Source organism: Ruegeria sp. BC2 (genome assembly GCF_056539245.1).
On the sequence record NZ_JBQFUQ010000004.1, the window covers coordinates 251899 to 277339 of the forward strand.

Annotated in this window: 26 protein-coding genes; 16 read left to right on the forward strand and 10 right to left on the reverse strand. The window is 60.7% G+C overall.

All coding sequences use genetic code 11. The features are described from left to right. Position 1: 1 nt before the first annotated feature. The 10 genes from ACR0CU_RS16310 to ACR0CU_RS16355 all read left to right on the forward strand — a co-directional run bounded on the left by ACR0CU_RS16310 (position 2) and on the right by ACR0CU_RS16355 (position 7567). Positions 2-556, forward strand: coding sequence for an NnrU family protein (locus ACR0CU_RS16310; protein WP_170448481.1), 555 nt, complete (start codon positions 2-4; stop codon positions 554-556). A gap of 12 nt (positions 557-568) precedes the next feature. Then, positions 569-775 (forward strand): DUF1737 domain-containing protein, encoded by a 207-nt coding sequence (locus ACR0CU_RS16315; protein WP_170343327.1) that lies wholly within the window; start codon positions 569-571, stop codon positions 773-775. Continuing rightward, on the forward strand, positions 775-1803 hold the full coding sequence (locus ACR0CU_RS16320) for a MaoC family dehydratase (protein ID WP_170448479.1): 1029 nt from the start codon (positions 775-777) through the stop codon (positions 1801-1803). Before ACR0CU_RS16315 ends, ACR0CU_RS16320 begins: the two co-directional genes overlap by 1 nt. 60 nt (positions 1804-1863) lie before the next feature. Beyond that, positions 1864-2526 (forward strand): DUF1194 domain-containing protein, encoded by a 663-nt coding sequence (locus ACR0CU_RS16325; protein ID WP_170448477.1) that lies wholly within the window; start codon positions 1864-1866, stop codon positions 2524-2526. Between the two features lie 215 nt (positions 2527-2741). Further along, complete coding sequence (gene sdhC, locus ACR0CU_RS16330; protein WP_170343324.1) at positions 2742-3128, forward strand: succinate dehydrogenase, cytochrome b556 subunit; 387 nt, start codon at positions 2742-2744, stop codon at positions 3126-3128. Positions 3129-3139: 11 nt separating this feature from the next. Further along, positions 3140-3511, forward strand: a complete 372-nt coding sequence (gene sdhD, locus ACR0CU_RS16335) for a succinate dehydrogenase, hydrophobic membrane anchor protein (RefSeq protein WP_093963475.1) — start codon at positions 3140-3142, stop codon at positions 3509-3511. 19 nt (positions 3512-3530) lie between these two features. Beyond that, positions 3531-5336, forward strand: a complete 1806-nt coding sequence (gene sdhA / locus ACR0CU_RS16340; RefSeq protein WP_170448475.1) for a succinate dehydrogenase flavoprotein subunit — start codon at positions 3531-3533, stop codon at positions 5334-5336. 12 nt (positions 5337-5348) lie between these two features. After that, positions 5349-6128: a succinate dehydrogenase iron-sulfur subunit gene (locus ACR0CU_RS16345; RefSeq protein ID WP_170343321.1), complete on the forward strand. Its 780-nt coding sequence runs from the start codon at positions 5349-5351 to the stop codon at positions 6126-6128. A 136-nt stretch (positions 6129-6264) separates the two neighbouring features. Next, entirely contained in the window at positions 6265-6405 is a 141-nt protein-coding gene (locus ACR0CU_RS16350) for a hypothetical protein (protein WP_170343320.1), read from the forward strand. A gap of 316 nt (positions 6406-6721) precedes the next feature. Further along, positions 6722-7567, forward strand: coding sequence for an urea carboxylase-associated family protein (locus tag ACR0CU_RS16355; protein WP_480643450.1), 846 nt, complete (start codon positions 6722-6724; stop codon positions 7565-7567). Between the two features lie 29 nt (positions 7568-7596). Here the strand turns inward: ACR0CU_RS16355 and deoD are convergent, their stop codons facing one another. From deoD to ACR0CU_RS16370, 3 genes are all read right to left on the reverse strand, one after another. Next, the gene (deoD, locus tag ACR0CU_RS16360; protein WP_170367636.1) at positions 7597-8307 is read right to left on the reverse strand and encodes a purine-nucleoside phosphorylase; all 711 of its coding nucleotides are present in this window, start codon (positions 8305-8307) and stop codon (positions 7597-7599) included. Between the two features lie 17 nt (positions 8308-8324). Beyond that, positions 8325-8642: an H-NS histone family protein gene (locus ACR0CU_RS16365; RefSeq protein WP_170436077.1), complete on the reverse strand. Its 318-nt coding sequence runs from the start codon at positions 8640-8642 to the stop codon at positions 8325-8327. A 114-nt stretch (positions 8643-8756) separates the two neighbouring features. Beyond that, complete coding sequence (locus ACR0CU_RS16370) at positions 8757-10724, reverse strand: protein meaA (RefSeq protein WP_480637539.1); 1968 nt, start codon at positions 10722-10724, stop codon at positions 8757-8759. Between the two features lie 146 nt (positions 10725-10870). On the opposite strand from ACR0CU_RS16370, the gene ACR0CU_RS16375 reads away from it, so the two are divergent. The 6 genes from ACR0CU_RS16375 (at position 10871) to ACR0CU_RS16400 (ending at position 17767) form a co-directional block, all read left to right on the forward strand. Continuing rightward, positions 10871-12256: a 1-acyl-sn-glycerol-3-phosphate acyltransferase gene (locus ACR0CU_RS16375; protein WP_170448469.1), complete on the forward strand. Its 1386-nt coding sequence runs from the start codon at positions 10871-10873 to the stop codon at positions 12254-12256. Between the two features lie 112 nt (positions 12257-12368). Next, positions 12369-13655, forward strand: a complete 1287-nt coding sequence (gene ccrA / locus ACR0CU_RS16380; RefSeq protein ID WP_093963466.1) for a crotonyl-CoA carboxylase/reductase — start codon at positions 12369-12371, stop codon at positions 13653-13655. Between the two features lie 362 nt (positions 13656-14017). Then, positions 14018-14737 carry a helix-turn-helix transcriptional regulator gene (locus ACR0CU_RS16385; protein ID WP_170448467.1) on the forward strand — a complete coding sequence of 240 codons (720 nt, stop codon included), beginning with the start codon at positions 14018-14020 and terminating at the stop codon, positions 14735-14737. 82 nt (positions 14738-14819) lie between these two features. Further along, positions 14820-15458 (forward strand): acyl-homoserine-lactone synthase, encoded by a 639-nt coding sequence (locus tag ACR0CU_RS16390; RefSeq protein ID WP_170448465.1) that lies wholly within the window; start codon positions 14820-14822, stop codon positions 15456-15458. 51 nt (positions 15459-15509) lie between these two features. Next, positions 15510-17042: an ATP-dependent DNA helicase gene (locus tag ACR0CU_RS16395; protein ID WP_170448463.1), complete on the forward strand. Its 1533-nt coding sequence runs from the start codon at positions 15510-15512 to the stop codon at positions 17040-17042. Then, a complete protein-coding gene (locus ACR0CU_RS16400; protein WP_170406715.1) occupies positions 17039-17767 on the forward strand; it encodes an SDR family oxidoreductase in 729 nt (242 codons plus the stop codon). The genes ACR0CU_RS16395 and ACR0CU_RS16400 overlap by 4 nt, the downstream gene beginning before the upstream one ends. A gap of 3 nt (positions 17768-17770) precedes the next feature. Here ACR0CU_RS16400 and ACR0CU_RS16405 read toward each other — a convergent pair whose 3' ends face one another. The 7 genes from ACR0CU_RS16405 to ACR0CU_RS16435 form a co-directional block, all read right to left on the reverse strand. Next, positions 17771-18550, reverse strand: a complete 780-nt coding sequence (locus ACR0CU_RS16405; protein WP_174822853.1) for a TIGR02186 family protein — start codon at positions 18548-18550, stop codon at positions 17771-17773. Continuing rightward, positions 18537-19457: a sulfite exporter TauE/SafE family protein gene (locus ACR0CU_RS16410; RefSeq protein WP_170343309.1), complete on the reverse strand. Its 921-nt coding sequence runs from the start codon at positions 19455-19457 to the stop codon at positions 18537-18539. The genes ACR0CU_RS16405 and ACR0CU_RS16410 overlap by 14 nt, the downstream gene beginning before the upstream one ends. A gap of 121 nt (positions 19458-19578) precedes the next feature. Continuing rightward, positions 19579-20502 carry a sulfite exporter TauE/SafE family protein gene (locus ACR0CU_RS16415; protein WP_170343308.1) on the reverse strand — a complete coding sequence of 308 codons (924 nt, stop codon included), beginning with the start codon at positions 20500-20502 and terminating at the stop codon, positions 19579-19581. A gap of 90 nt (positions 20503-20592) precedes the next feature. Further along, complete coding sequence (locus ACR0CU_RS16420) at positions 20593-21561, reverse strand: ABC transporter permease (RefSeq protein WP_170367643.1); 969 nt, start codon at positions 21559-21561, stop codon at positions 20593-20595. Then, a complete protein-coding gene (locus tag ACR0CU_RS16425) occupies positions 21561-22655 on the reverse strand; it encodes an ABC transporter permease (RefSeq protein WP_170360161.1) in 1095 nt (364 codons plus the stop codon). Before ACR0CU_RS16425 ends, ACR0CU_RS16420 begins: the two co-directional genes overlap by 1 nt. A 1-nt stretch (position 22656) precedes the next feature. Further along, the gene (locus ACR0CU_RS16430; protein WP_093963455.1) at positions 22657-24186 is read right to left on the reverse strand and encodes an ABC transporter ATP-binding protein; all 1530 of its coding nucleotides are present in this window, start codon (positions 24184-24186) and stop codon (positions 22657-22659) included. A 112-nt stretch (positions 24187-24298) separates the two neighbouring features. Continuing rightward, complete coding sequence (locus tag ACR0CU_RS16435; RefSeq protein ID WP_093963454.1) at positions 24299-25297, reverse strand: BMP family lipoprotein; 999 nt, start codon at positions 25295-25297, stop codon at positions 24299-24301. Positions 25298-25441 lie beyond the last annotated feature (144 nt).

Genomic DNA, 25441 nt, shown 5'->3' on the forward strand with positions numbered 1-25441 from the left:
CATGGGCTTCGTTCTTCTCATTCTCGGTGTGGCGCTTTGGTGGGCCGCGCATCTGTTCAAACGTCTGATGCCCGCGCGCCGCGCGGCCATGGGTGACGCCGGAAAGGGCGCCGTCGCGGGTGCGCTTGTCGTGTCGATCCTGCTGATGATCTTCGGCTATCGCATGACCGATTTCATCCATGTCTGGGCACCGCCCAGCTTCATGATCCACATCAACAACCTGCTGGTGCTGATCGCCATCTGGATGATGAGCCCGGCCGGAACCAAGGGCCGACTGCTGAACAAGGTGCGTCACCCGATGCTGGGCGGGTTCAAGCTCTGGGCCTTTGCGCATCTGCTGGTCAATGGTGATCTGGCGTCGATCATCCTGTTCGGCGGCCTGTTGGCCTGGGCCGTGGTCGAAGTGATCGTCATCAACAAATCCGAGCCCGACTGGACCCCGGGCGAGCCCGGAACGCTGGGCAAGGACGCGATGTTCTTCGTGGCCTCGATCGTGCTGCTGGGCATCATCGGCCACATTCATGGGCTGGTCGGCCCGTCTCCGTTCCCGGGCTAGGCAGGTGATGTGATGGCAAAACTTTATCGACTGCTGACTGAAGAGGACACCTCGGACTTCTGCCACAAGGTGTCCGAGGCGCTGGCCAAAGGGTGGGAGCTGCACGGCTCTCCGGCCTATGCGTTCGATCCGTCCACCAGCAAGATGCGCTGTGCGCAGGCCGTGACCAAGGAGGTCGCGGCCGACTATTCCCCCGACATGAAACTGGGACAGCAGTAATGGCAAAGACCAATCCGGGCCGCTTTTTCGAGGATTACTCCATCGGGCAGGTGCTGCATCACGCGGTGCCCCGCACCGTGACGGTGGGCGAGCGCGCGCTCTATCATGCGCTCTATCCCGCCCGCCACGCGCTCTATTCCTCGGACGAGTTCGCCCGGAGCTGCGGTCTGCCGCAAAGCCCGATCGACGATCTGGCGGCGTTCCATGTGGTGTTCGGCAAGACGGTCCCGGACATCTCGCTGAACGCGGTCGCGAACTTGGGCTATGCCGAGGGGCGCTGGCTGCAGCCGGTCTATCCCGGTGACACCCTGCGGTCGGAAACCGAGGTCATCGGGCTGAAACAGAACTCGAACGGCAAGACCGGCGTGGTCTGGGTGCGCACGCGCGGCCTGAATCAGCGCGACGAAGTGGTGATCGAATATGTGCGCTGGGTGATGGTGCGGAAATCGAACCTTGATGCGCTGGCGCCCGAAACCGTGGTGCCGGACCTGAAAAAGGCGCTGGCGCCCGGTGACCTCGTGGTGCCGAACGGGCTGGATTTCTCGGATTACGATTTTGTACAATCCGGAGAAAACCACCGCTGGGGCGATTACAAAACGGGAGAAATGATCGATCACGTCGATGGCGTGACCGTGGAGGAGGCCGAGCACATGCTGGCCACCCGCCTCTGGCAGAACACCGCAAAAGTGCATTTCGACCTGACCTTCCGCCCCGATGGGCGGCTGATTTATGGCGGCCATGTGATCTCGATGGCGCGCGCGCTGTCGTTCAACGGGCTGGCCAATGCGCAAATGATCGTCGGACTGAACGGCGGGGCCCATGCCAACCCTTGTTTCGCGGGCGACACCATCAAGGCGTGGTCCGAGGTGCTGGGCAAGGCCGAAACCGGCGTGCCCGGCGTGGGCGCGATCCGGCTGCGACTGGTGGCGACCAAGGGCGGCGAGCCCTTTGCGCTGCACGGCCCGGATGGAAAATACAGCCCCGACGTCCTGCTGGATCTGGACTATTGGGCGCTGATGCCGATCTGAGCGGGCTGACCCCCACAGTCTTGTGATCCCGACCGGGCCGAACCGTGCTAGGTTTGGCTCATGTCTTTTCTGCGTATCCTTGCCGCTGCACTTTGCCTTGCCCGCCCGGCGCTGGCCTGCGATCTGGCGCTGGCGCTGGCCGTGGATGTGTCCGGCTCGGTCGACAGTTCGGAATACCGCATCCAGATGGATGGCCTGGCGGCCGGACTGCGCGACCCGGTCGTGTCCGAGGCCCTGGTGCGCGGCCAGGCCCGGTTGATGCTGGTGCAATGGACCGGGACCTCGCGGCAGCGGATCACCATCCCCTGGACCAAAATTGACGGGTTCGACGCACTGGAGGCGTTTGCAGCAAAAGTGTCGGCCGATCCGCGTGTCTGGCGCAATTTCTCGACCGCGATCGGTGAGGCGCTGGAAATGACAGTGAACAGCTTTCTCGAGGTGCCCGAGTGCAAGCGTCATCTGATCGACATCTCGGGGGACGGCGTCTCGAACGAAGGGGTTGAACCCACCGAGATCCGGGACCTTTTGCGCCGTCAGGGGATCACGGTGAACGCAATTGCGATCGAGGAGAGCGAACCAGACCTGACGGCCTATTTCTTTGAAAACGTCATAGTCGGCGAAGGGGCCTTCGTCGTATCGGCTGCCGGTTTCAAGGACTATCCCGAACGGATCCGGAAAAAACTTCTGCGTGAAGTCACGCGGCAGACTGCCGATCTGCGCTGAGCGCAGAAAGATTCGTGATCACATTGCTTGACCCTTGAAAACGCTAACATTGGTGGGCTGGAATGCATTTTGTGATCACGAGAATATTTTGTGTGATCACGTTTCCGAATTATCGGCCGAATTGCGGGTGATTTGATCTTTTTTGCGCGCGCAGCGCGTGACAGGGTCGCAAAATGGAGTAAAAACTTCGGTAGCCAACCTCAAAAGGAGCCGCCATGGCCGATGTCAATCGGGGGAACCGCCCGCTATCGCCGCATCTGTCGATCTATCGTCCGCAGTTGACCTCTGTCACTTCCATCCTGACCCGGATCACCGGCAACGCCATGTTGGTGGCCGCGCTGTTGATCGTCTGGTGGTTCCTGGCCGCAGCCACGTCGCCCGAAGCCTTTGATCGCGCCAATGGTGTGATCACGTCGCTCCTCGGGGACTTGGTCATGGCACTGTCGCTTTGGGGTCTTTGGTACCACACGCTGGCCGGTATCCGGCACCTAATCTGGGACAACGCGATCGGACTGGATATCCCGACAGCCTACAAGCTGGGCTGGGCGGTTGTGATCGGCTCTTTCGTGCTGACTTTTCTGACACTGTTGATCGTTGCCTGAGGGAGGCTGACATGCGTTATCTTACCGACCGCAAACGCGCCGTAGGCCTGGGATCGGCCAAGTCGGGTACCGAACACTTTTGGGCGATGAAGGTCAGCTCGGTTGCGCTGCTGATCCTTGTCCCGCTTTTTGTCTTCACATTTGGCCCCACGCTGGGACAGCCCTTTGACGTGGTGCTGGACTATTACTCGCGGCCATTCCCGGCGATCGTGGCGGCTCTGACGCTGGCCGTCGGGTTCAAGCATTTCGCTGATGGTGCCCAGGTGATGATCGAGGACTATGTGCACGGCACAATGGAAAAGGTTCTGATCATTCTCGTGAAGTGTCTCTCATATGGCGCCGCGGCCGCAGGTATCTTCGCCGTCGCCCGCATTGCCCTCTAACACCCCGGAGCTGAATGAAATGGCTGCTTACGAATACGAAACGCACGAATATGATGTGGTCGTGGTCGGCGCCGGTGGGGCCGGTTTGCGTGCCACGCTGGGCATGGCCGAACAAGGTCTGCGCACCGCTTGCGTAACCAAGGTTTTTCCGACCCGCTCGCACACCGTTGCGGCGCAGGGTGGCATTGCGGCGTCGCTGTCGAACATGGGCCCCGACCATTGGCAGTGGCACATGTATGACACCGTCAAGGGCTCGGACTGGCTGGGTGACACCGACGCGATGGAATACCTGGCGCGCGAAGCACCCAAGGCCGTCTATGAGTTGGAGCATTACGGTGTGCCGTTCTCGCGCACCGAAGAAGGCAAGATCTACCAGCGCCCCTTTGGTGGCCACACGACCGAATTCGGTGAAGGCCCCGCAGTTCAGCGTACCTGTGCTGCTGCCGACCGGACCGGTCACGCGATCCTGCACACGCTGTACGGGCAATCACTGAAGAACAATGCGGAATTCTACATCGAATATTTCGCCATTGACCTGATCATGTCCGAAGATGGGCAGTGCCAAGGCGTCGTCTGCTGGAAGCTGGACGACGGCACCATGCATGTCTTCAACGCCAAGATGGTGGTTCTGGCCACGGGCGGTTACGGCCGCGCCTATTTCAGCGCGACCTCGGCCCACACCTGCACCGGCGACGGCGGCGGCATGGTGGCCCGTGCCGGTCTGGCCTTGCAGGACATGGAGTTCGTGCAGTTTCACCCGACCGGGATCTACGGCTCGGGCTGCCTGATCACCGAAGGCGCCCGCGGCGAAGGTGGATATCTGACCAACTCGGAAGGTGAACGGTTCATGGAGCGCTATGCGCCCCAATACAAGGACCTTGCACCGCGCGACTATGTCTCGCGTTCGATGACCATGGAAATCCGCGAAGGGCGCGGCGTCGGTCCCGAAGGCGACCATATTCACCTGAACCTGAGCCATCTTCCGGCCGAAGCCCTGCACGAGCGTTTGCCGGGCATCTCGGAAAGCGCAAAGATCTTCGCCGGTGTGGATGTCACCAAGGAACCGATCCCGGTTCTTCCGACCGTGCACTACAACATGGGCGGTATTCCGACCAACTATTGGGGCGAGGTGTTGAACCCGACCGCCGACGATCCGAACGCCGTCGTGCCCGGCCTCATGGCCGTCGGCGAAGCCGGTTGCGCGTCGGTTCACGGAGCGAACCGGTTGGGCTCGAACTCGTTGATCGACCTCGTGGTCTTTGGCCGTGCGGCGGCGATCCGGGCGGGCAAGGTCGTCGACCCCGAAACGCCCAACCCGGTCCTGAATCAGGCCTCGGTCGACAAGGCGTTTGATCGGTTCGATGCGGTGCGCAATGCCAGCGGTGCAATCCCGACGGCCGATCTGCGGCTTGAAATGCAGAAAACCATGCAGGCGGATGCTGCGGTGTTCCGGACAGCCAAGACCCTGGCCGAAGGGGTCGAGAAGATGACTGCAATCGCGGCCAAGATGGAGGACATCAAGGTCACGGATCGCAGCCTGATCTGGAACAGCGACTTGATGGAGACGCTGGAGCTGACCAACCTGATGCCCAACGCGCTTGCCACTATCGTTGGCGCCGAAGCGCGGAAGGAATCCCGCGGCGCTCATGCACACGAAGACTTCACCGAGCGCGATGACGAAAACTGGCGTGTTCACACCGTGTCCCGGGTTGACGGGAACAAGATCGAACTCAGCTATCGCCCGGTCATCGTCGATCCGCTGAGCACCGAGGCTGAAGGCGGTATCAGCCTTGAAAAGATCGCGCCCAAGGCGCGGACATTCTGAGGAGAGGAACACATGGTCCAACTGACCCTCCCTACGAATTCCCGGATTACGACGGGCAAAACCTGGCCGAAACCGGAAGGCGCGAGCAACGTGCGTAAGTTCCAGATCTATCGCTGGAATCCGGATGACGGGCAGAACCCTCGGGTCGACACCTATTTCGTCGACATGGACGATTGCGGGCCGATGGTTCTGGATGCGCTGATCTACATCAAGAACAAGGTCGACCCGACCCTGACCTTCCGTCGGTCGTGCCGCGAGGGGATCTGCGGTTCCTGCGCGATGAACATCGACGGGATCAACACGCTGGCTTGCATCTACGGCATGGACGAGATCAAGGGCGACGTGAAGATCTACCCGCTGCCGCACATGCCGGTGGTCAAGGACCTGATCCCGGATCTGACACATTTCTATGCGCAGCACGCTTCGATCATGCCGTGGCTGGAGACCAAGACCAACCGCCCTGCAAAAGAATGGAAGCAGTCGATCGAAGACCGAAAAAAACTGGATGGTCTGTACGAATGCGTCATGTGCGCCAGCTGCTCGACTTCGTGCCCCAGCTATTGGTGGAATGGCGACCGGTACCTTGGTCCCGCCGCGCTGCTGCATGCCTATCGCTGGATTATCGACAGCCGCGACGAGGCCACCGGCGAGCGTCTGGATCAGCTTGAGGATCCGTTCAAGCTGTATCGGTGCCATACGATCATGAACTGCGCAAAGACCTGCCCCAAGGGTCTGAACCCGGCCAAGGCGATTGCCGAGATCAAGAAGATGATGGTCGAACGCGCAGTTTGAACGATGACGACCAACGTGCTTGCCGCGTTGCGGCAAGTGCATGGCCCACATGCGAAATCATTGGATGTGGGCCGCCCCGGCCAAGACTATGTTCGGCACCGGGGAGGAGTGACGGATTGGAAACAGGATCACTCCGATGAAGAACGAATCCAAAAAAACAGACGCAGCCAAAGCCTTGGAATATCTTGAGCAAGCCTGGGCCTACTACGAGCCCGAGCCGGTCAAGCCTGCAAAAGATGCAGAGCCGGAGCTGTTTGAATACGCCAACGCGGCCTGAGTTTACCAAGCCAAGTCTTGAGTCCCGGCGCATATTGCGCGAAGCAGGGGAATGCCTGTTCTTCTGCTTCTGCTCGGCGCCGGCGTGTTCGCCTATTTCGTCTGGCGTTCACGCACGTCTTCTTTGACCCGGGACTGCCGGTGGCGGCAGCACAGGCAAGCCGGCACGTGGAGTTGTGCGTATTGCGGGGCGGTTTCCGTCTCCGAGACGCAGCCCACGCGATGCGAACGGAAATAAGCCTTTTTACCTGAGGGAAACGGGGTTTTCCCAAAGGTCATTCTGGGTCAATCTGCGCAAAACAGCGGAAAGATGCAGAATGCCAAATCCTCCTTCGGATGCCGCCACCCGCCGCGGGATCGCTCCGGTCATTTGCTACTTAAATGACACCCTGCCCAGCGTTGACCTTGACCTGCTGCTGGACGCCCGAAAGAGCGCGCGAAAGACAGCCGAAGTTCTGGTGCCGCCACGTGATGCCCGTTGCTTTGAGGTGCCGGCCGGACACTTCTTTCGGATCACCTCAGTCGAAGGCCCGCAGGTCGGCGACCTGAACCTGTGGAACCTGCACGACCTGAACGAACGTTTCTATTCGGGCAAGACGCGTGCATTGCATGGCACCCATGTCACGACCGGCGAGCGGCTATGGTCCAGCTTTCCCTATCTGCGCCCGATGGCCACGATCGTTGCGGACACCTTGGACTGGTACGGAATCGATCAATATGGCGGGTCGGTGCATGACGTGATCGGAACGCGTTGCGATCCCTATACCGGAAACTTGCTGTCGGGCACTCAATACCATCATTGCTGCCACTCCAACCTGACCCGGGCGCTGGCTGACCATACTGGTCTGGAAATTCCGGTGGCCGAGCGTTTGGTGCACGACGTGTTGAACGTATTCATGTGCACTGGCTTTACCCGCGATACGGGGCAGTATTTCATGAAGGCTTCACCGGTTCGACCGGGTGACTACTTGGAGTTCTTCGCGGAAATCGACCTTCTGGGAGACCTCAGCGCCTGTCCGGGTGGGGATTGCTCGTCCGAGCACTCGTCGGATACCGCCGCCTGTCACCCGCTGTTGGTCGAGGTTTTCGAACCTGCCGAAGGCACGCTGAGCGGATGGCAAAGTCCGGCGCCCAATGGCTATGACCGTACGCATGGGCGCTGAGGCCCGGGGGTGACCCGGGCCGGTTTGTGTCAGGCGTTCGGGAAGGCGGCCTGCAGCGCAATTTCCACCATGTCACCAAAGCTGCTCTGGCGCTCGGACGAGGGCAGAGCCTCGCCGGTCAGAAGGTGATCGGACACGGTCAGAACCGCCAAGGCCCGGCATTTGTGCCGCGCGGCCAGGATATACAGCTCGGCTGCCTCCATTTCGACACCCAGGATTCCGTGACGCACCATCTGTTCGTTCAGGTCGGGGCGTTCGTCATAGAAAACGTCAGACGAGTAGATGCCGCCGATATGGGTTGCCGTGCCCTTGGCCTCGGCTGCTTTGGCGGCAGCCTGCAGCAGGCCCCAATCTGCACAAGGCGCAAAGTTGAGCTCTTTCATGATGCCCCGGGACGGGGTGCTGAGCGTCGTTGACGTCATGGCCAGGATAACATCCCGGACCTTCACGTTTTCTTGCATGCCGCCGCAAGACCCGATGCGGATCAGGGTTTTTGCACCGTAGTCCCGGATCAGTTCATTTACGTAAATGGACAGCGACGGCATTCCCATTCCGCTGCCCTGAATGGTGACCGGGTTTCCTTTCCATTCGCCGGTGAAACCCAGCATCCCGCGGACATCGTTGATTTGCCGCACATTGCTCAGAAAAGTTTCGGCGGCCCATTTCGCACGATACGGATCACCCGGCAAAAGCACGGTCTCGGCGATTTCGCCTTTTTCGGCGCCAATGTGAATTGTCATTTTGATACTTTTCCCGTTCAGATTTCCAGATCGGAAATATCTGCCCCGGCTTTCAGCGCTTCGTGGACCCATTTCGGTTTTCGCCCACGCCCCGTCCAGGTTTGCGCCGGATCGGCCGGATTGCGATATTTCGCTTTGGCTTTCGATCCCTTGCCGGACCGCGTGGGCTGAGACGCCAAGTCGGACAAGGAAAACCCGTAAGCGGCAGCTGCTTTTTCAGCGGCCATCAATGCTTCCTGACGCTCTCTGGCCTCAGCGTTTTCCAGCGCCTTGTCGACCTGATCGCGCAATTCAAGCAATTCCTTACGCGACAGCTTTTCCAGATTTATGCCCATTGTCGTTCTCCGTACCCACCTGATTCATTTTTTACTCATCAGGCAACGTTACGGAGAATCCCAATCAATGGCCATTCTTTAAACGAAATGGGCAATGGAATTAATTTTGGGCGATTATTCCGCGGCCAGCGTTTTTGGATCGGCCAGCAAAACGATATCCCCCATTATGGCATTCAGCTCGAAATTCTTGGGCGTATAGACCTTGGCAACACCCATTGATCTGAGACGATCCGCGTCTTCGTCGGGAATGATGCCCCCGACGACAACGGGAACATCACCCAAGCCAGCTTCGCGCAGGCGGGTCATGACGTCCTGTACCAACGGCAGGTGGCTACCGGACAGGATCGACAGGCCGATCACATGAGCTTGCTGCTCGATGGCCGACTTCACGATTTCCTCGGGGGTTAGGCGGATGCCGTCATAAGTAATGTCCATGCCGCAGTCGCGGGCGCGGAACGCGATCTGTTCGGCGCCGTTGGAATGGCCGTCCAGCCCCGGCTTGCCGACCAGGAATTTCAGACGACGCCCCAGGCGGTCGCTGACCGCATCCACCGCCGCGCGCAGATCGTCCAGACCCTCGGTCTTGTTCGAGACCGACCCCGAAACGCCCGTCGGACCGCGATAGGTGCCAAAGACGCGGCGCATCTCTTCTGCCCATTCGCCGGTGGTGACACCGGCCTTGGCCGCGGCGATCGACGGCTCCATGATGTTGGCGCCCGATTGCGCGGCGGCGCGCAGATCGGCCAGAGCCGCGGCCACGGCGGCCTCGTCGCGGGCGGCACGCCAGTCGTTCAGGCGCGCGATCTGTTCCTGTTCGACCGCCGGATCGACGACCATGATCCCGCCATCCTCGGTCTGCAGGGGCGAGGGTTCGCCCTCGGTCCAGCGGTTCACGCCGACGACGATGGTTTCATTGCGCTCGATCCGGTTGAGACGCTCGGCGTTGGAATCCACCAGCCGCGATTTCATGTAGTCGATCGCCGCAACCGCACCACCCATCGAGTCCAGATTGGCCAGTTCGGCCCGGGCGCCCTGCTTCAGTTCCTCGACCTTGGCGTCGACCACCGGGTTGCCATCGAACAGGTCGTCGTATTCCAGCAGGTCGGTCTCATAAGCCAGGATCTGCTGCATCCGCATCGACCATTGCTGGTCCCAGGGGCGCGGCAGGCCCAAGGCCTCATTCCACGCTGGCAGTTGCACCGCCCGGGCACGCGCCTTTTTCGACAGGGTCACGGCCAGCATTTCGATCAGGATGCGATAGACGTTGTTCTCGGGCTGCTGCTCGGTCAGGCCCAGAGAGTTGACCTGAACACCATAGCGGAATCGGCGGAACTTGGGGTTTTCCACGCCATAGCGCTGTTGCAGGATTTCATCCCAAAGATCGACGAAAGCCCGCATTTTGCACATTTCGGTGACAAACCGGATGCCCGCATTCACGAAAAACGAGATGCGGCCGCACAGCGCCGGAAAGTCCTCGGCCGGAACGCGGGGGCGCAGCTCGTCCAGTACCGCGATGGCGGTGGCCAGCGCATAGGCCAGCTCCTGCTCGGGCGTCGCGCCGGCCTCTTGCAGGTGGTAGGAACACACGTTCATCGGGTTCCATTTCGGTACGTTCGAATAACAATACTCGGCCACGTCCGCGATCATCTTCAGTGAAGGTTTGGGCGGGCAGACATAGGTGCCGCGGCTCAGGTATTCCTTGACCAGGTCGTTCTGCACCGTGCCCTGCAGCTTGGACACATCGGCGCCCTGTTCCTCGGCCACCGCGATATACAGCGCCAGCAGCCAGGGGGCCGTGGCGTTGATCGTCATCGAGGTGTTCATCTGCTCCAGCGGGATCTGGTCGAACAGCACCCGCATGTCGCCCAGGTGGCAGACGGGCACCCCGACCTTGCCGACCTCGCCCCGGGCCAGGGTGTGATCGCTGTCATATCCGGTTTGCGTCGGCAGATCGAAAGCCACCGACAGACCGGTCTGCCCTTTGGCCAGGTTGGATCTGTAAAGCGCGTTCGAGGCTTTGGCCGTGGAATGACCGGCATAGGTTCGGATGAGCCAGGGGCGGTCTTTCTGCGTCTGCGTCATGGTCAGAGCCTCATGCGTCGATGGGTAACAATATTTCTCTCATGGGTTCTAAAGCGCAATTTTCAGCACATGTCAATTCGCTGCGTTGCGGCATGTACGGCGTGCTGTCGATTGTGACAGCGGCGGTTTGATGGCACTGTGCGGGCATGACGCAGACCGTTGAGTTACCGATTTGGCTGTTTGTTCTGATCGTGGTGTTTGCCGCGGTCACTTTTGCCTCGCATTTCCTGTTCCCGTCGGTGCGCTGGTTCTTTCGCCGCCGGCTTGAACGGGCTGTTGAACGGTTGAACCAGCGCCTGCAACGGCCGATCCAGCCGTTCAAACTGGCCGAGCGTCATGACATGATCCAACGCCTGATCTATGACCCGCAGGTTGGTCAGGCTGTTCAGCACCACGCCGAAGAACATGGAATCCCCGAAGCGGTCGCGTTCGAGCAGGCCCGGCGCTACGCCCGGGAAATCGTTCCGTCGTTTTCGGCCTTCATGTATTTCAGCTTTGCCATTCGGGTGGCTCGATGGTTGAGCAACGCGTTCTACGATGTCCGCCTCAGCCACGAGGACGAGGCCGCATTGAAGGAGATCGACCCCAAAGCAACCGTGGTCTTTGTGATGAATCACCGGAGCAACATGGATTATGTTCTGGTGACCTATTTGGCCGCGCAACAGTCGGCGCTGTCCTATGCGGTGGGCGAGTGGGCACGGGTCTGGCCGCTCAGCCGGTTGATCCGCGCGATGGGAGCCTATTTCATCCGGCGCAAGTCCGGCAGCGAACTCTACCGGCAGGTTCTGGCCAGCTATGTGCGCCTGGCCACCAATGCCGGTGTGACGCAGGCGATGTTCCCCGAGGGCGGTCTGAGCCTCACCGGGTCTTTGGGGCGACCCAAACTGGGACTGCTGAAATACATCATCGACGGCACCAGTCCCGATGGTCGCGACGTCGTGTTCGTGCCGGTTGCGCTGAACTATGACCGGGTGCTGGAGGATACGATTCTGACCGCCGCCGCCCTGGGCAGCGAACGGCGGTTCCGTGCTCGGATCGGCGTGATCACAAGGTGGAGCCTGAAACAGATATGGCGCCGTATCATCGGGCGCTACAAACGGTTCGGTCTTGCCTCGGTTCGATACGGCCTGCCCATTTCGCTGCAGGAGTTCCGCGAACAAGCTGGCCCGGACTTGATGACGGATCTGGCCCGAGAACTGATGCGCCGGATTGGCCGGGCGATTCCTTTGGTACCAGCGCCCGCCGCGTGCTGGCTCGTTCGCGAAAACGGCACCATCTCCGAGTCTGACGTTCAGTCACGGATCGCCGAGCTGATGCGGCGCGAGGGCGCCGCGGACGAAGACCTGAAAGCCATCCCGCCTGCGATCGAACAACTGGTCGAACGGCGAATACTGAGCAGAAACAACGGAATGCTGTCGCCATCGGTCGAGCGGCTGGATCTGATGAAGTATTATGCGGCCTCAGCGCCCATTGGCGAAGACCCGGATGGTTCTGCGGTTGCAAAAGAAATTTCTGCGACTGCTGGGTCATAAAATTTCAATAATGATCCGAAATGGGTTGCAAAATTACTCATAGGCCAATATTCCAGCCTATGAAGCGCGCGATTCTGCGTCGCGGCGAACATGTTTGACAGAGGAGGCCACAATGGCTTTGGACACCGACGGCGGCATCGCGTCCTACGAGGCACCGGAAAAAGACCTCTACGAGATGGGTGAAATCCCTCCGATGGGATATGTGCCCAAACAGATGTATGCGTGGGCCATCCGCAAAGAGCGCCACGGTGAGCCCGACACTGCAATGCAGTTGGAAGTGGTCGATGTGCCCAAGCTGGACAGCCACGAAGTGCTGGTTCTGGTGATGGCGGCGGGCGTCAACTACAATGGTGTCTGGGCCTCGCTCGGCAAGCCGATCAGCCCCTTCGATGGTCACCAGGCCCCGTATCACATTGCCGGATCGGATGCTTCGGGCATCGTCTGGGCGGTGGGCGACAAGGTGAAACGCTGGAAGGTCGGCGACGAGGTCGTGATCCACTGCAACCAGGACGATGGCGACGATGAAGAGTGCAACGGCGGCGATCCGATGTATTCGCCCAGCCAGCGGATCTGGGGCTATGAAACGCCCGATGGGTCGTTTGCGCAATTCACCAACGTGCAGGCACAGCAGCTGATGCCGCGTCCCAAGCACCTGACCTGGGAGGAAAGCGCCTGCTACACGCTGACTCTGGCCACTGCCTATCGGATGCTGTTTGGCCATGAACCGCATGACCTGAAACCGGGCCAAAATGTTCTGGTCTGGGGCGCGTCGGGGGGCCTTGGCTCCTACGCGATCCAGCTGATCAACACGGCCGGCGCCAACGCGATCGGCGTGATCTCGGACGAAAGCAAGCGCGACTTCGTCATGGGGTTGGGCGCCAAGGGCGTCATCAACCGCAAGGACTTCAACTGCTGGGGCCAGTTGCCCACGGTAAACACGCCTGAATATGCCGAGTGGTTCAAAGAGGCCCGCAAGTTCGGCAAGGCGATCTGGGACATCACGGGCAAGGGCGTGAACGTCGACATGGTGTTCGAACACCCCGGCGAGAGCACCTTCCCGGTCTCGACCTTTGTTGTCAAAAAAGGCGGCATGGTCGTGATCTGCGCCGGGACCACCGGCTACAACCTGACCTTTGACGTTCGGTACATGTGGATGCACCAGAAGCGTCTGCAGGGTTCGCATTTCGCGCACCTAAAGCAGGCGTCCGCTGCAAACCGGCTGATGCTTGAGCGGCGTCTCGATCCATGCATGTCCGAAGTGTTCACTTGGAAAGAACTGCCCGAGGCGCACATGAAAATGATGCGGAACGAGCACAAGCCCGGCAACATGTCTGTCTTGGTTCAGGCCCCGCGTACGGGCATGCGGACCTTGGAAGAGGTTCTGGACGCCCGCGGTTGATCACCGCGCTTTGAAAGCAAGCGCCCGCGAATCGCTTGGACGGTTCGCGGGCGTTTTGCGTTCCGAAGATGGGATATTGTTTTTCAATACCATGCACATTTGGGACCCGCTGTTTTTGGGGAGTAGAAAGCAGTGAATAGGCAAGAAAACAGCGTACATGTTATGGTTGTGTTAACCCTTCGTTAACTGTTTCGGAGAGACCATGATGGCGCGAAATGAGTGGATACTGGACGTATTGTCGGACCTCAACGCCTTCGCCGTTGCGAATGGGTTGACCGCGCTGGCCGAGCAGCTTGACGACACCAGGCTGATCGCCGCGGCCGAAATTGCGTCCCTGAACGATGAGGCAAAAGCGCCGTCGAATGGGAACACAGTTCGATTTGAGCCAGGTCCTGGAGGATTTGGAAAACACCAGCACGCTTGACGAGCTGGGTGCGGTTGCTGTCCGCATCAGGGATAAACTGAAGGTCGATCACATCGTCTATCACTGGGTCGATGGCGCCGGCGACCAATATGGCTACACCACCTATCCGGATGCCTGGGCCGACCGATACCGTGAACGCAACTATCACCGAATAGATCCCGTTATCCTGGGCTGTTTCCAGCGGTTTCATCCGGTCAACTGGAAATCTCTGAACTGGTCCGGCAAGGTCGCCAAAGCCTTTCTGCAAGATGCTTTGGATCATGGTGTCGGCAATCAGGGCTATTCGATCCCAATTCGTGGGCCGAATGGCCAGTTCGCGCTTTTTACGGTCAATCACAGTTGCAGCGACGAAGCTTGGGAAGCCTTCATCGTGACCTACAGCCGCGAGTTGATACTGCTCGCCCACTACTTCAACCGCAAAGCTTTGGATTTCGAGCAGGACCGCAGGCCTGAATCCGCGCGCGGCCTCTCTCCGCGCGAGATCGACGCGATGACGCTGCTGGCCTTGGGCTACAGCCGGGCGCAGGTCGCGCACTCCCTGTCTATTTCCGAGCACACATTGCGTGTCTATATCGAAAGTGCCCGGTCCAAGCTGGGTGCTCTGAATACAACCCATGCCATCGCCACTGCCCTCAGCAGAGGATTAATAGTGGTTTAAGACCCGCGCGAGGGCCACAGGGTAAATTAACTACGACTTTGTACCCCTTTCGTTCCAGCACTGGACGACAAGGGGAAAAGTCATGCTGCGTTATGTTTACGCTGACGAGCTTCATAAATTTCCAAAATTGGCCGAGGGGATGTTTCGCGACCGCGCCGATCAATTCAAATCCCGCCTGGGATGGGATGTTCATGTCAATTCCAAAGGAGAGGAACGGGATCAATATGATGATCTGAACCCGCTGTATGTCATCTGGGAAGAGCCGGACGGCAGTCACGGCGGCTCGATGCGGGTATTGCCCACGACTGGCCCTGTCATGGTAAACGAGGTGTTCGGGCATCTGACGGGCGGCAGCCCAATCCGCAGCCCGCTGATCTGGGAAGTGACGCGGTTCTGCCTGTCCCGCACCGCTCATCCACACACGGCCGGGGCAATCATGCTGAGTGGTGGAGAGATCATGGAAGGCTTCGGTCTTACCCACATCGCCGGGGTCTTTGATGCAAGGATGATCCGTATCTATCGGCTGATCGGTTCCTCGCCGGTGGTCTTGGGGTCGGAGGGGGCGGGCCGTGACCAGATCTCGGTCGGTCTTTGGCCCTATTCCGCTGACGATTGCAACCGCGTGGCCGAGCGGGCGGGCATCCCGCGCGAACTGTCGCGATTGTGGTTCAAGACGGCGTTCGGGTCCGCCGCGCGGCATCGGTTCGCACTGTCTGCCTGACGTTGAATTCCGCATCTGGCGCAGGGTGGCGCGGCCCTGTAGGGTCGCGCCATGTCTCTGCCCAAGGTTACTTTTTCCGAAGATCAGGCCGCCGCGTTCGACAGCATTGCCCAGATGCTGAAAACCGCAGGCGTGGACCTGGAAGATGATGCACTGCTCAAGCTGCCCGGCCAGGGCGAATCGGGGGTCATGGCGGTGATCGGCAAGGCCGGGTCGGGCAAGACCCTGCTGTTGGCCGAACTCTACAAGGCGCTGGCCGAGACCGGAGTTCAGATCGTCTCGGGCGACTATGAAAGCCGCAAATCGAAGGACAAGCGCAGCCTTGCCATTCTGGCCCCGACCAACAAGGCCGCCAGCGTGTTGCGGTTGCGCGGTGTTCCGGCCACCACCATTCACCGCATTCTGTACACGCCGGTCTATGATCCGGAATACGAACGGATCGCCGAGTGGCTGGCGGGCAACGACGATCGCCCCGAGATCGAAGGCCTGACCGACGAGGCGTTTGACCGCGCGGCCGCGTTCTATGCCAACAACAAGTCCATCCCCGGTGCCCTGGCCGCCGCCGGCCTGCGCGGATCGGATTTCATCACCGGCTGGAAACGGCGCGACGAGCCGTTGGATATCGGGTTCGTCGATGAGGCTTCGATGCTGGACGACCGGCAGTTCGAGGATCTCAAGGAGATCTTTCCCACCTTGCTGCTGTTCGGCGATCCGGCGCAGTTGGCACCGGTGAATCAGTCCGGGTCGATGGTGTTCGATGCTCTGCCCGAACCGCGCAAGCTGATCCTGCACCGGGTGCACCGGCAAGAGGCCGACAACCCCATCCTGGACCTGGCCCATGCGCTGGCCGATCCTGCCATGGGGTTCGAGGATTTTGAACGTCTTGTCGAGCAGACCGCCCGCACGGATGACCGCGTGGTCTGGGGCCAGCGGGTCGAGGTCGACCTGATGGCCCGCAGCCCGGTTTTGGTCTGGCGGAATGCGACGCGTATCCGGCTGATCCAGGCCTTCCGTCAGGTGCATGGCGCCCCCGAGACCGAGCTGTTGGAAGGCGAACCGTTGATCTGCGACGGGATCGAGCTGCCGCTGAAGCACCGCAAGAAACGGCTCGACCTCGAGGCGCGCGGGCTGATCAAGGGCGCGCAGGTGATCTATCTGGGGCCGGGGCGCAAGCCTGGGTTCTCGCGGCTGCATGTCATGGGGGCCGAAGACCCGCAGGTCAGCGCCGCGTCGATCGTGCAGATCGAAAAACCGGACGAGGAAGAGCCCTTCATCCCCTTTGCCGCGCGCATGGGGGCCACGTTTCTGCATGGGGCCGCCGTGACGATTCACAAGGCGCAAGGCTCGCAATGGGACACGGTGCAGGTCTTTGCACCTGACCTTTACGCCGCCGCCCGCATGGGCCGGACCGAGGCCGGGCAACCCCTGTGGAAACGGCTGGCCTATGTGGCCATCACCCGCGCGCAAGAGCGGCTGATCTGGGTGGTGCGCAACAGGCTGTCCAAACCAAGCCACCCGTTGCGGGTCGACGATCTGCGCGCGGTCCCGGCTGCAAAACTTACGCTGGAGGCGGAGGAGACGTGAAGACGATCATCGTGACCGGGGCCAGTTCGGGCATCGGGCGAGCGACGGCCGAGCTGTTTCTGGATCAGGGCTGGAAGGTCGGCCTATTGGCACGCAGTGCGGACAAGCTGAGCCAGATGGCCGCGACGCGCGAAAACGCCATTCCACTGGCGGCCGACGTGACGGACCCCCAAGCGGTGTCAGCAGCCTTCGATGGATTTCAGGCAAAAGCCGGGCGATTGGACGTTCTGTTCAACAACGCGGGGATCTTTGCCCCAGCCGGGACGATCGACGAGATCGCGCTGGACGACTGGTATCAGAGCGTCAACGTGAACCTGAACGGGATGTTTCTGTGTGCCCGTGCCGCCTTTGGCGCGATGCGGTGGCAGAACCCGCAAGGTGGACGCATCATCAACAACGGCTCGATCGCGGCGCATGTACCGCGTCCGAACTCGGTGCACTACACCGCCACCAAACACGCGATTACCGGGCTGACGCGGAGCCTGTCGCTTGACGGCCGCGCTCATGGGATCGCCTGTGGGCAGATCGACATCGGAAATGCCAGAACCCAGATGGTGCAGAACCTGGTCGATACGGCGGTTGCTGAAGGGCGAGAGCCTGATCCGACGATGGCGGTCGAAGATGCCGCGCGCTCGGTCCTCCACATGGCCAGCCTGCCGCCCGAAGCCAACGTTCAGTTCATGACCGTGATGGCAACGACGATGCCGTATATCGGGCGCGGGTAGCGGTCAGTTTTCGCGCAACAGTCGGAAAGCCGTCGAAGCGCCCCAGCCTGCGGCGATGGCAATGACGAGGGACATCAACCCGTACCAGACCGGCTGTTGACGCGACATGTTGTAGAGAAACCGCTCGAGCCCGACTTTCCGAACGTCGATAACCGTCTCGAACTGCGAAATGACTTCGCCGTTCCGCATCAGGAAGATGCGGGTCAGGTAGTCGCCTTCGGTCAAGTCGGCCGGCATCTCGATGGAGGTGCGGAATAGCGTTTGCTCATCCACGGCAACCGTGTTCTCCCGGATCGAGTACAGGCCCTCATCCTCGCGGATCCTGACGACAGCCCGGGCGAAATCCTGAGCCTCCCGGATATGCATGGCTGCCCCGACGGACCGGATCGCGCGCCGTATCGAGATGCGATAGCGCAGATCTTCGGTGTCGGTGATGATGTCCGTGAACGGCGCGCTTGTGGCGACTGCGTAGAAGCTGGGTGCGGAATCGACCAGAACGCTGTCGGTATTCACCCAGATGCCGAATTTCTTTTCCTTGCGCCGCACCATGACCGGCTCGGACGGACCCGCGACTGCCACGATCACCTCCAGCGGAGGGCCGGGCGGGATCGGCGCCTCGCGCTTGACGGCGCCAAAGATCAGAATCTCGGATCCGTCGAAATCGGCGGTGATGGCTACGCGATCCTGGCTGAGGCCAAGAACGACCTGCTCATCCGCGGCATGGACGGGGAGGGTCAGGAACACAAGGGCGATGAACCAGCGCAACACGTCAATGCCCCCCATCGGTGCCAAGCGAGTACAGCTCGGCCGGTTGCAACAACAGATCCAGGGCCAGCTTGCCGCAAACCGCCAAGACAAGAGCGGCCAGCAGAACGCGCAGCTGCTCGGCCGGGATGCGTGCCCCCAGCACGGTCCCGATCTGAGCCCCGATCACCCCGCCAACCAACAGTAGGACAGCCAGCACGATATCGACCGTAAAGTTGGTCGTGGCGTGCAGCATGGTGGTAAAGCCAGTGACGAAAATGATCTGGAAAAGGGATGTCCCCACAACCACTTTGGTTGGCATTCCCAGCAGATAGATCATGGCGGGCACCATGATGAATCCGCCGCCCACACCCATGATTGCCGACAACACGCCGACGAACAGCCCGACAAGCACCGGCGGAATGACCGAGATATACAGCCCCGAGGTCCGGAACCGCATCTTGAACGGCAGGGCGTGGATCCACCCCCTCTGGCGCCGTTTGACAGGGACCCCACCGGCCTTGCGGGACCTGCGCAGCGCATTGAGGCTTTCAAAGAACATCAGCCCGCCAATGACGCCCAGAAAGACGACATAGCAGAGCTTGACCAGCAGATCGACCTGACCCAGGCTTTTGAGATAGTTGAAGAAGACAACGCCAACGGCGGCGCCGATCAGACCACCCACAAGAAGGACCGTGCCCATCTTCAGATCGACCGTTTTTCTTCGGAAATGCGCCAGCACGCCCGAGAATGACGAGGCAACGATCTGGTTCGCCTCGGTTGCCACGGCAACGGCGGGTGGGATGCCGATAAAGAACAGCAGCGGGGTCATCAAAAAGCCGCCACCGACACCGAACATACCGGACAGGATTCCCACCATGCCGCCGAGGCCAAGCAGCAGAAAGGCGTTTACGGAAACTTCGGCGATAGGCAGGTAGATATGCATGTGGTCTAGCCGATCCGTACTGCGGTGGACTGGTTAATGCGAGCAAAGGCAGGCGCGCTGCGTTGGGCGAAGAAACGGACTGGTGGGTACATGGCGGTTTCGAAGGATAAACTGGTCACGATCAAACCCCCGCCAATTCAGAAAGCGAATAAAATTCTGTCGGAGCCACGATCAGTTCCAGCCCGACTTTTCCGGCCACGATCATGACCAGAACCGCCAGCAAAACCCGCAGCTGCTCAGCCTTCAACCGAGCGCCGACCATGCTGCCGAACTGGGCCCCAACGACCCCCCCGATCAACAGGAACAAGGCCAGCACGATATCCACGCTGAAGTTGGTCGAAGCGTGGATCATCGTCGTGAACCCGGCCACGAAAATGATTTGAAACAGCGAGGTTCCGATCACCACCTTTGTTGGCATTCCGAGGATATAGATCATTGCCGGAACCATGATGAACCCGCCGCCAACGCCCATGATGGCCGACAGGATCCCGACGCCAAAGCCGACCAGGATGGGTGGAATGACCGAGATGTACAGGTTTGACTCGCGGAACCGCATTTTGAACGGCAGTGCATGAACCCAGGTGCGTTGGCGGCGTGCGGTCGGTGCGGTGCCGCCCGCCGCTCGTGACCGGCGGATTGCACGCAGGCTCTCAATGAACATCAAGGTGCCGATGAGGCCAAGAAACACGACGTAACACAGCTGGACCGCCAGATCGACCTGTCCCAAATGCTTGAGATAGTTGAAGACGAGCATCCCCAGCGTCGCGCCTAGCAGGCCGCCGCCCAACAGAACCGACCCCATCTTCAGGTCTACGGTCCTGCGCTTGAGATGTGCCATTAGCCCCGAAAACGAGGATGCCACGACCTGGTTGGCCGATGTCGCCACGGCGACTGCAGGTGGAATACCGATCAGAAACAGCAATGGCGTGATCAAAAAGCCGCCTCCCACTCCGAACATGCCGGACAGAACGCCCACGGAAACACCAATCGCCAGCAGGACAAACGGGCTAACGGATACTTCGGCTATGGGAAGGTAGACGTGCATACCCTCTTAGAGCGCTTGCGGCATGCAAAATCAACTCTGCATGCCGCTTTGCAGCAAACAGGACTGAAAAGCAGTCCTGAACTGGCCTTATCAGCGCTCTTTCACATAAGGCTCGCCACCGGCCCTTGGCGGGACCGCTTTGCCGACGAAACCTGCCAGGATCACCACGGTCAGGATATAGGGCAGCGCGTCCATGACCTGAACGGGGATTATGATGCCGCCCAGGTCGATATTCTGGAACCGCAGAGCAACAGCCTGCAGCAGCCCGAACAGCAAACACGCCCACATGGCGTGCCACGGCCGCCACTTGGCAAAGATCAGTGCGGCCAGTGCGATGAAGCCCCGGCCGGCCGTCATGTCTTTGACGAACCCTGCCTGCAACGCTGTAGCCAAATAGGCCCCGGCGATGCCACACAGCACGCCACAGATGGCGACGGCTGCGTACCGAAGCCCCACCACCGAGACGCCCGCGGTGTCCACTGCCGCCGGGTTTTCACCCACGGCGCGCAGGCGCAGTCCAAAGCGGGTGCGGAACAGCACCCACCAGGTGGCGGGCACCATCAGGAACGCCACGTAGACAAGAATCGAGTGGCCTGAGAGCAGCTCGGCGTAGATGGGACCGATGATCGGCACACCGCTTAGTGCCTCGGCGAAGGGGAAGTTGATTGGCTCGAACCGGCCACCCCCGAACAACGACGGAGTGCGGCCGCCTTGCTGGAACCAGTCCTGGGCCACCAGCACGGTCAAGCCGGCAGCCAGGAAGTTGATGGCGACACCGGAAATCAGCTGGTTGCCCCGGAACGTGATCGAAGCAAGCCCGTGTAGGCCAGACAGCACCAAGGACGATGCGATGCCGGCCAGCAGGCCCAGCCATACCGACCCGGTGACGGCGGCAACGGCGGCCGAGAAGAATGCGGCCATCAGCATCTTGCCTTCCAGGCCGATGTCGAAAATGCCAGCGCGTTCCGAATACAAGCCGGCCAGACAGGCCAGAAGCAGCGGCGTGGCCAGGCGAATGGTCGAGTCCAGAACCTGGACGATCGTCAGGAACAACTCCATCAGTTCGCCTCCTTCCGCAGAGCCAGGAACAGCTTTTCAAGCGGCATGCGGACCATGTTGTCCAGCGCTCCGGTGAACAGGATCACCAGCGCCTGGATCACCACGATCAGCTCGCGCGGGATCGACGTCCACAGGGCCAGTTCCGCGCCGCCCTGGTAGAGGAAACCAAACAGGATGGCTGCCAGGAACACGCCAAACGGGTGCGAGCGGCCCATCAGGGCCACCGCGATGCCGATAAAACCCGCGCCCTCGGTCGAGTTGAGAACCAGCCGCTCGGCCTCACCCATGACGTTGTTGATAGCCATCAGGCCCGCCAAAGCGCCCGAGATCAGCATCGCCACGATGGTGATACGCACAGGCGAGATACCGGCATAGACCGCACCGGTTTCCGAATGCCCATAGGCCCGGATTTCATAGCCCAGGCGGGTGCGCCAGATCAGCGCCCAGACGACGATGCAGGCGATGACCGCGATGATCAGCGAGATGTTGGCCGGAGCCGCCTTGGAGAAGGTGATCCCGATCGGGGCCAGCATCTCGTGCAGGGTGGGCAGATGTACCGCCTCGGCAAAGCGGGCGGTGGCCGGGTCTTGCGAGCCGGCCGGTCGCATCACGTTGACCAGCATGTAGTTCAGCAGCGCCGCGGCGATGAAGTTGAACATGATCGTGGTGATCACGATATGGCTGCCGCGCTTGGCCTGAAGATAGGCCGGTATCGCCGCCCAGGCCGCGCCGAACAGCATGCCGGCGGCCATCGCAGCCAGCAGAGCGATGCTCCAATGCGGCCAAGGCACATAGAGGCACACCATGGCAACGCCCAGTCCGCCCAACATGGCCTGACCTTCGCCGCCGATGTTGAACAGACGGGCGTGGAAGGCCACCGCGACCGCCAAACCGGTGAACATGAAGTTGGTGGCATAATACAGGGTGTAGCCCCAGCCATAGGTCGACCCCAGCGCGCCGGTGACCATCAGGTTCACCGCCTCGATCGGGTTTTCGCCAATGGCCAGAATGACCAGTGTCGACAGGATTGCGGCCAGGATCAGACTGATGAGCGGGATCAGAATGACGTCGGCCCATTTGGGCATCTTATCCATGTTACGCGGCCTCCCCCGCAACACCGGCCATCAACAGGCCCAGTTCTTTTTCATCCGTTTCATGGGGCAGACGCTCGCCCATGATATGTCCGTCGAACATCACTGCAATCCGGTCGGATAGAGAGAAGATCTCTTCCAACTCGACCGAAACCAGCAGGATCGCCTTGCCCTGATCGCGCAGGGCGACGATCTGCTTGTGAATGAACTCGATCGCGCCGATGTCCACGCCGCGGGTCGGCTGGCCCACCAACAGCAAATCGGGGTTCCGCTCGATTTCGCGAGCAACCACGATCTTCTGCTGGTTTCCACCCGAAAAGTTCTTGGCCGACAGCCAGCCATTGGGCGGACGCACGTCGAATTTCTCGATCTTTCGTTCTGTGTCGGCGCGCAGGGCGGCGTTGTTCATGAAAATTCCGCGTTGGTAGGCGGGGTCGCGGTGGTAGCCGAAGGCCACGTTTTCCCAGGCGTGGAAGTCCATGATCAGACCTTCGCGCTGCCGGTCTTCGGGCACATGCGCGATGCCTTGGGCGCGCCGCGCCTGACCGTCGGCCTCGGGTCCGCTGAGTGCCAGTGGCGTACCATTCAGTTTGATCACGCCTGATCCCGGGCGCATGCCGCCCAATACTTCGAGCAGCTCGGACTGCCCGTTGCCGGCGACGCCTGCGATGCCCACGATCTCGCCCGCGCGGACGGTCAGGTCGATACCTTTGACGCGCTCGACGCCCGCCGAATCCGTCACCCGCAGGTTCTCGATTTCAAGGATGGGCTTGCCGGGTTTGGCCGGCACCTTGTCGACGCGCAGCAGAACCTTGCGCCCGACCATCAGCTCGGCCAACTCCTCGGGGTTGGTCTCGGCGGTCTTGACCGTGGCGGTCATCTGGCCGCGGCGCATCACCGACACGGTGTCGGTGGCTTCCATGATCTCGCGCAGCTTGTGGGTGATCAGGATGATGGTCTTGCCTTCGGCGCGCAGCCGGTCGAGGATGCGAAACAGCTGGTCGGCCTCGGCCGGGGTCAGCACCCCGGTGGGCTCGTCCAGAATCAGGATTTCCGCCTTGCGGTACAGCGCCTTGAGGATTTCGACCCGCTGCTGCATGCCCACGCCGATCTCGTCGATGCGCTTGTCGGGGTCCACGAACAGCTCGTATTCTTCCTCGAGCTCTTTCAGCTCTTTCCGGGCCTTGGCCAGCGAGGGGGCCAGCAGCCCGCCGTCTTCGGCGCCCAGAACGATGTTTTCCAGAACGGTGAAATTCTCGACCAGCTTGAAATGCTGAAAGACCATGCCGATACCCGCGGCGATCGCAGCCTGGCTGTCGGGGATGTCGGTCTTTTTGCCGTTGATCCAGATTTCACCTTTGTCGGCCTTGTAGAAGCCGTACAGAATGCTCATCAGCGTGGATTTGCCCGCACCGTTTTCACCGATGATCCCGTGGATCGTGCCGGGGGCGACGCTGATCGAGATGTCCTTGTTCGCTTGAACTGGCCCAAAGGCTTTGGAAATCCCTTTGAGCTCGATGGCGGGGACTGTCATGTCTTGTCCTCGATTGCCGTAGAAGCTGCGCTGATTTCGCGATCATTCTGTCGTGGCGAAACAGCGGCATGAGTGGATGCGGGACGGGAGGTTTCCCCCGCCCCGCGCGATATCAGAACTGCAGTGCCGGGCAGCTGTCGTTCTCGTAGTAGCTGACGACGGTGACATTGCCGTCGATGATGTCGCGGCGCGCCTTTTCGACGGCGGCCTTCATCTCGTCGCTCACCAGCGAGGCGTTGTTTTCATCCATGGCAACGCCGACACCGTCCTGTGCCAGACCCATGGTGAACTTGCCGGTTTCGACATCTTCGCCTGCCTTCATGGCGTCATAAACGGCCACGTCCACGCGCTTGAGCATCGAGGTCAGAACCTTGCCCGGGTGCAGGTGGTTCTGGTTGCTGTCCACGCCGATCGACAGGATGCCTTCGTCGGCTGCGGTCTGCAGAACACCAACGCCGGTCCCGCCTGCGGCAGCGTAGATCACGTCAGCGCCTTGGCTGATCTGAGCTTTGGTCAGCTCCGAGCCCTTCACCGGGTCGTTCCATGCAGCCGGGGTGGTGCCGGTCATGTTGGCGACGACGTTGATGTCAGGGTTCACGGCCTTCGCGCCCTGGGCGTAGCCGCAGCCAAAGTGCCGGATCAGCGGAATGTCCATGCCGCCGATGAAGCCGACGGTACCCGACTTGGATGCCATCGCGGCCATCATGCCGACCAGGTACGAGCCTTCATGCTCGGCAAACGAGACCTGGCGGATGTTCGGCGCGTCCAGCCAGCTGACGTCGACGGCAACGAACTTGGTGTCGGGATAGTCAGGTGCGACGGCGGCCAACGGATCAGCCATCGCGAAGCCCATCGTGATGATCGGGTTTGCACCGGCTTCAGCGAAACGACGCAGGGCTTGTTCGCGCTGCGCTTCCGACTGCAGCTCGATTTCGCGATAGGATTTGCCGGTCTGGTCGGCCCAGCGCTTGGCGCCGTTATGGGCTGCTTCGTTGAACGATTTGTCGAACTTGCCGCCCAGATCGAAGATGATCGCCGGTTCGGCCAGCGCCGCACCTGCGGTCAGTGCAAACGCGGCGGCCGCGCCCATCAAGGATTTCATCAGGGTCATCATATACTCCCGTTGTTTTTTATGGCTTCGGGGCAGGGGCTTTTGCCCAGCCCCGCTCAGAGCGAGCAGAACTGCTGTGATAGCGGCAATTAAGGCCGTCTGAAACAGCCATGGTCAACCGCTTTTTGACCATTTGGTCTCAGA

Coding starts and splice junctions, on each gene's coding strand:
- ACR0CU_RS16310 (WP_170448481.1), top strand. CDS start 2: ATGGGCTTCGTTCTTCTCATTCTCGGTGTGGCGCTTTGGTGGGCCGCG.
- ACR0CU_RS16315 (WP_170343327.1), top strand. CDS start 569: ATGGCAAAACTTTATCGACTGCTGACTGAAGAGGACACCTCGGACTTC.
- ACR0CU_RS16320 (WP_170448479.1), top strand. CDS start 775: ATGGCAAAGACCAATCCGGGCCGCTTTTTCGAGGATTACTCCATCGGG.
- ACR0CU_RS16325 (WP_170448477.1), top strand. CDS start 1,864: ATGTCTTTTCTGCGTATCCTTGCCGCTGCACTTTGCCTTGCCCGCCCG.
- sdhC (WP_170343324.1), top strand. CDS start 2,742: ATGGCCGATGTCAATCGGGGGAACCGCCCGCTATCGCCGCATCTGTCG.
- sdhD (WP_093963475.1), top strand. CDS start 3,140: ATGCGTTATCTTACCGACCGCAAACGCGCCGTAGGCCTGGGATCGGCC.
- sdhA (WP_170448475.1), top strand. CDS start 3,531: ATGGCTGCTTACGAATACGAAACGCACGAATATGATGTGGTCGTGGTC.
- ACR0CU_RS16345 (WP_170343321.1), top strand. CDS start 5,349: ATGGTCCAACTGACCCTCCCTACGAATTCCCGGATTACGACGGGCAAA.
- ACR0CU_RS16350 (WP_170343320.1), top strand. CDS start 6,265: ATGAAGAACGAATCCAAAAAAACAGACGCAGCCAAAGCCTTGGAATAT.
- ACR0CU_RS16355 (WP_480643450.1), top strand. CDS start 6,722: ATGCCAAATCCTCCTTCGGATGCCGCCACCCGCCGCGGGATCGCTCCG.
- deoD (WP_170367636.1), bottom strand. CDS start 8,307: ATGACAATTCACATTGGCGCCGAAAAAGGCGAAATCGCCGAGACCGTG.
- ACR0CU_RS16365 (WP_170436077.1), bottom strand. CDS start 8,642: ATGGGCATAAATCTGGAAAAGCTGTCGCGTAAGGAATTGCTTGAATTG.
- ACR0CU_RS16370 (WP_480637539.1), bottom strand. CDS start 10,724: ATGACGCAGACGCAGAAAGACCGCCCCTGGCTCATCCGAACCTATGCC.
- ACR0CU_RS16375 (WP_170448469.1), top strand. CDS start 10,871: ATGACGCAGACCGTTGAGTTACCGATTTGGCTGTTTGTTCTGATCGTG.
- ccrA (WP_093963466.1), top strand. CDS start 12,369: ATGGCTTTGGACACCGACGGCGGCATCGCGTCCTACGAGGCACCGGAA.
- ACR0CU_RS16385 (WP_170448467.1), top strand. CDS start 14,018: ATGGGAACACAGTTCGATTTGAGCCAGGTCCTGGAGGATTTGGAAAAC.
- ACR0CU_RS16390 (WP_170448465.1), top strand. CDS start 14,820: ATGCTGCGTTATGTTTACGCTGACGAGCTTCATAAATTTCCAAAATTG.
- ACR0CU_RS16395 (WP_170448463.1), top strand. CDS start 15,510: ATGTCTCTGCCCAAGGTTACTTTTTCCGAAGATCAGGCCGCCGCGTTC.
- ACR0CU_RS16405 (WP_174822853.1), bottom strand. CDS start 18,550: ATGGGGGGCATTGACGTGTTGCGCTGGTTCATCGCCCTTGTGTTCCTG.
- ACR0CU_RS16410 (WP_170343309.1), bottom strand. CDS start 19,457: ATGCATATCTACCTGCCTATCGCCGAAGTTTCCGTAAACGCCTTTCTG.
- ACR0CU_RS16415 (WP_170343308.1), bottom strand. CDS start 20,502: ATGCACGTCTACCTTCCCATAGCCGAAGTATCCGTTAGCCCGTTTGTC.
- ACR0CU_RS16420 (WP_170367643.1), bottom strand. CDS start 21,561: ATGGAGTTGTTCCTGACGATCGTCCAGGTTCTGGACTCGACCATTCGC.
- ACR0CU_RS16425 (WP_170360161.1), bottom strand. CDS start 22,655: ATGGATAAGATGCCCAAATGGGCCGACGTCATTCTGATCCCGCTCATC.
- ACR0CU_RS16430 (WP_093963455.1), bottom strand. CDS start 24,186: ATGACAGTCCCCGCCATCGAGCTCAAAGGGATTTCCAAAGCCTTTGGG.
- ACR0CU_RS16435 (WP_093963454.1), bottom strand. CDS start 25,297: ATGACCCTGATGAAATCCTTGATGGGCGCGGCCGCCGCGTTTGCACTG.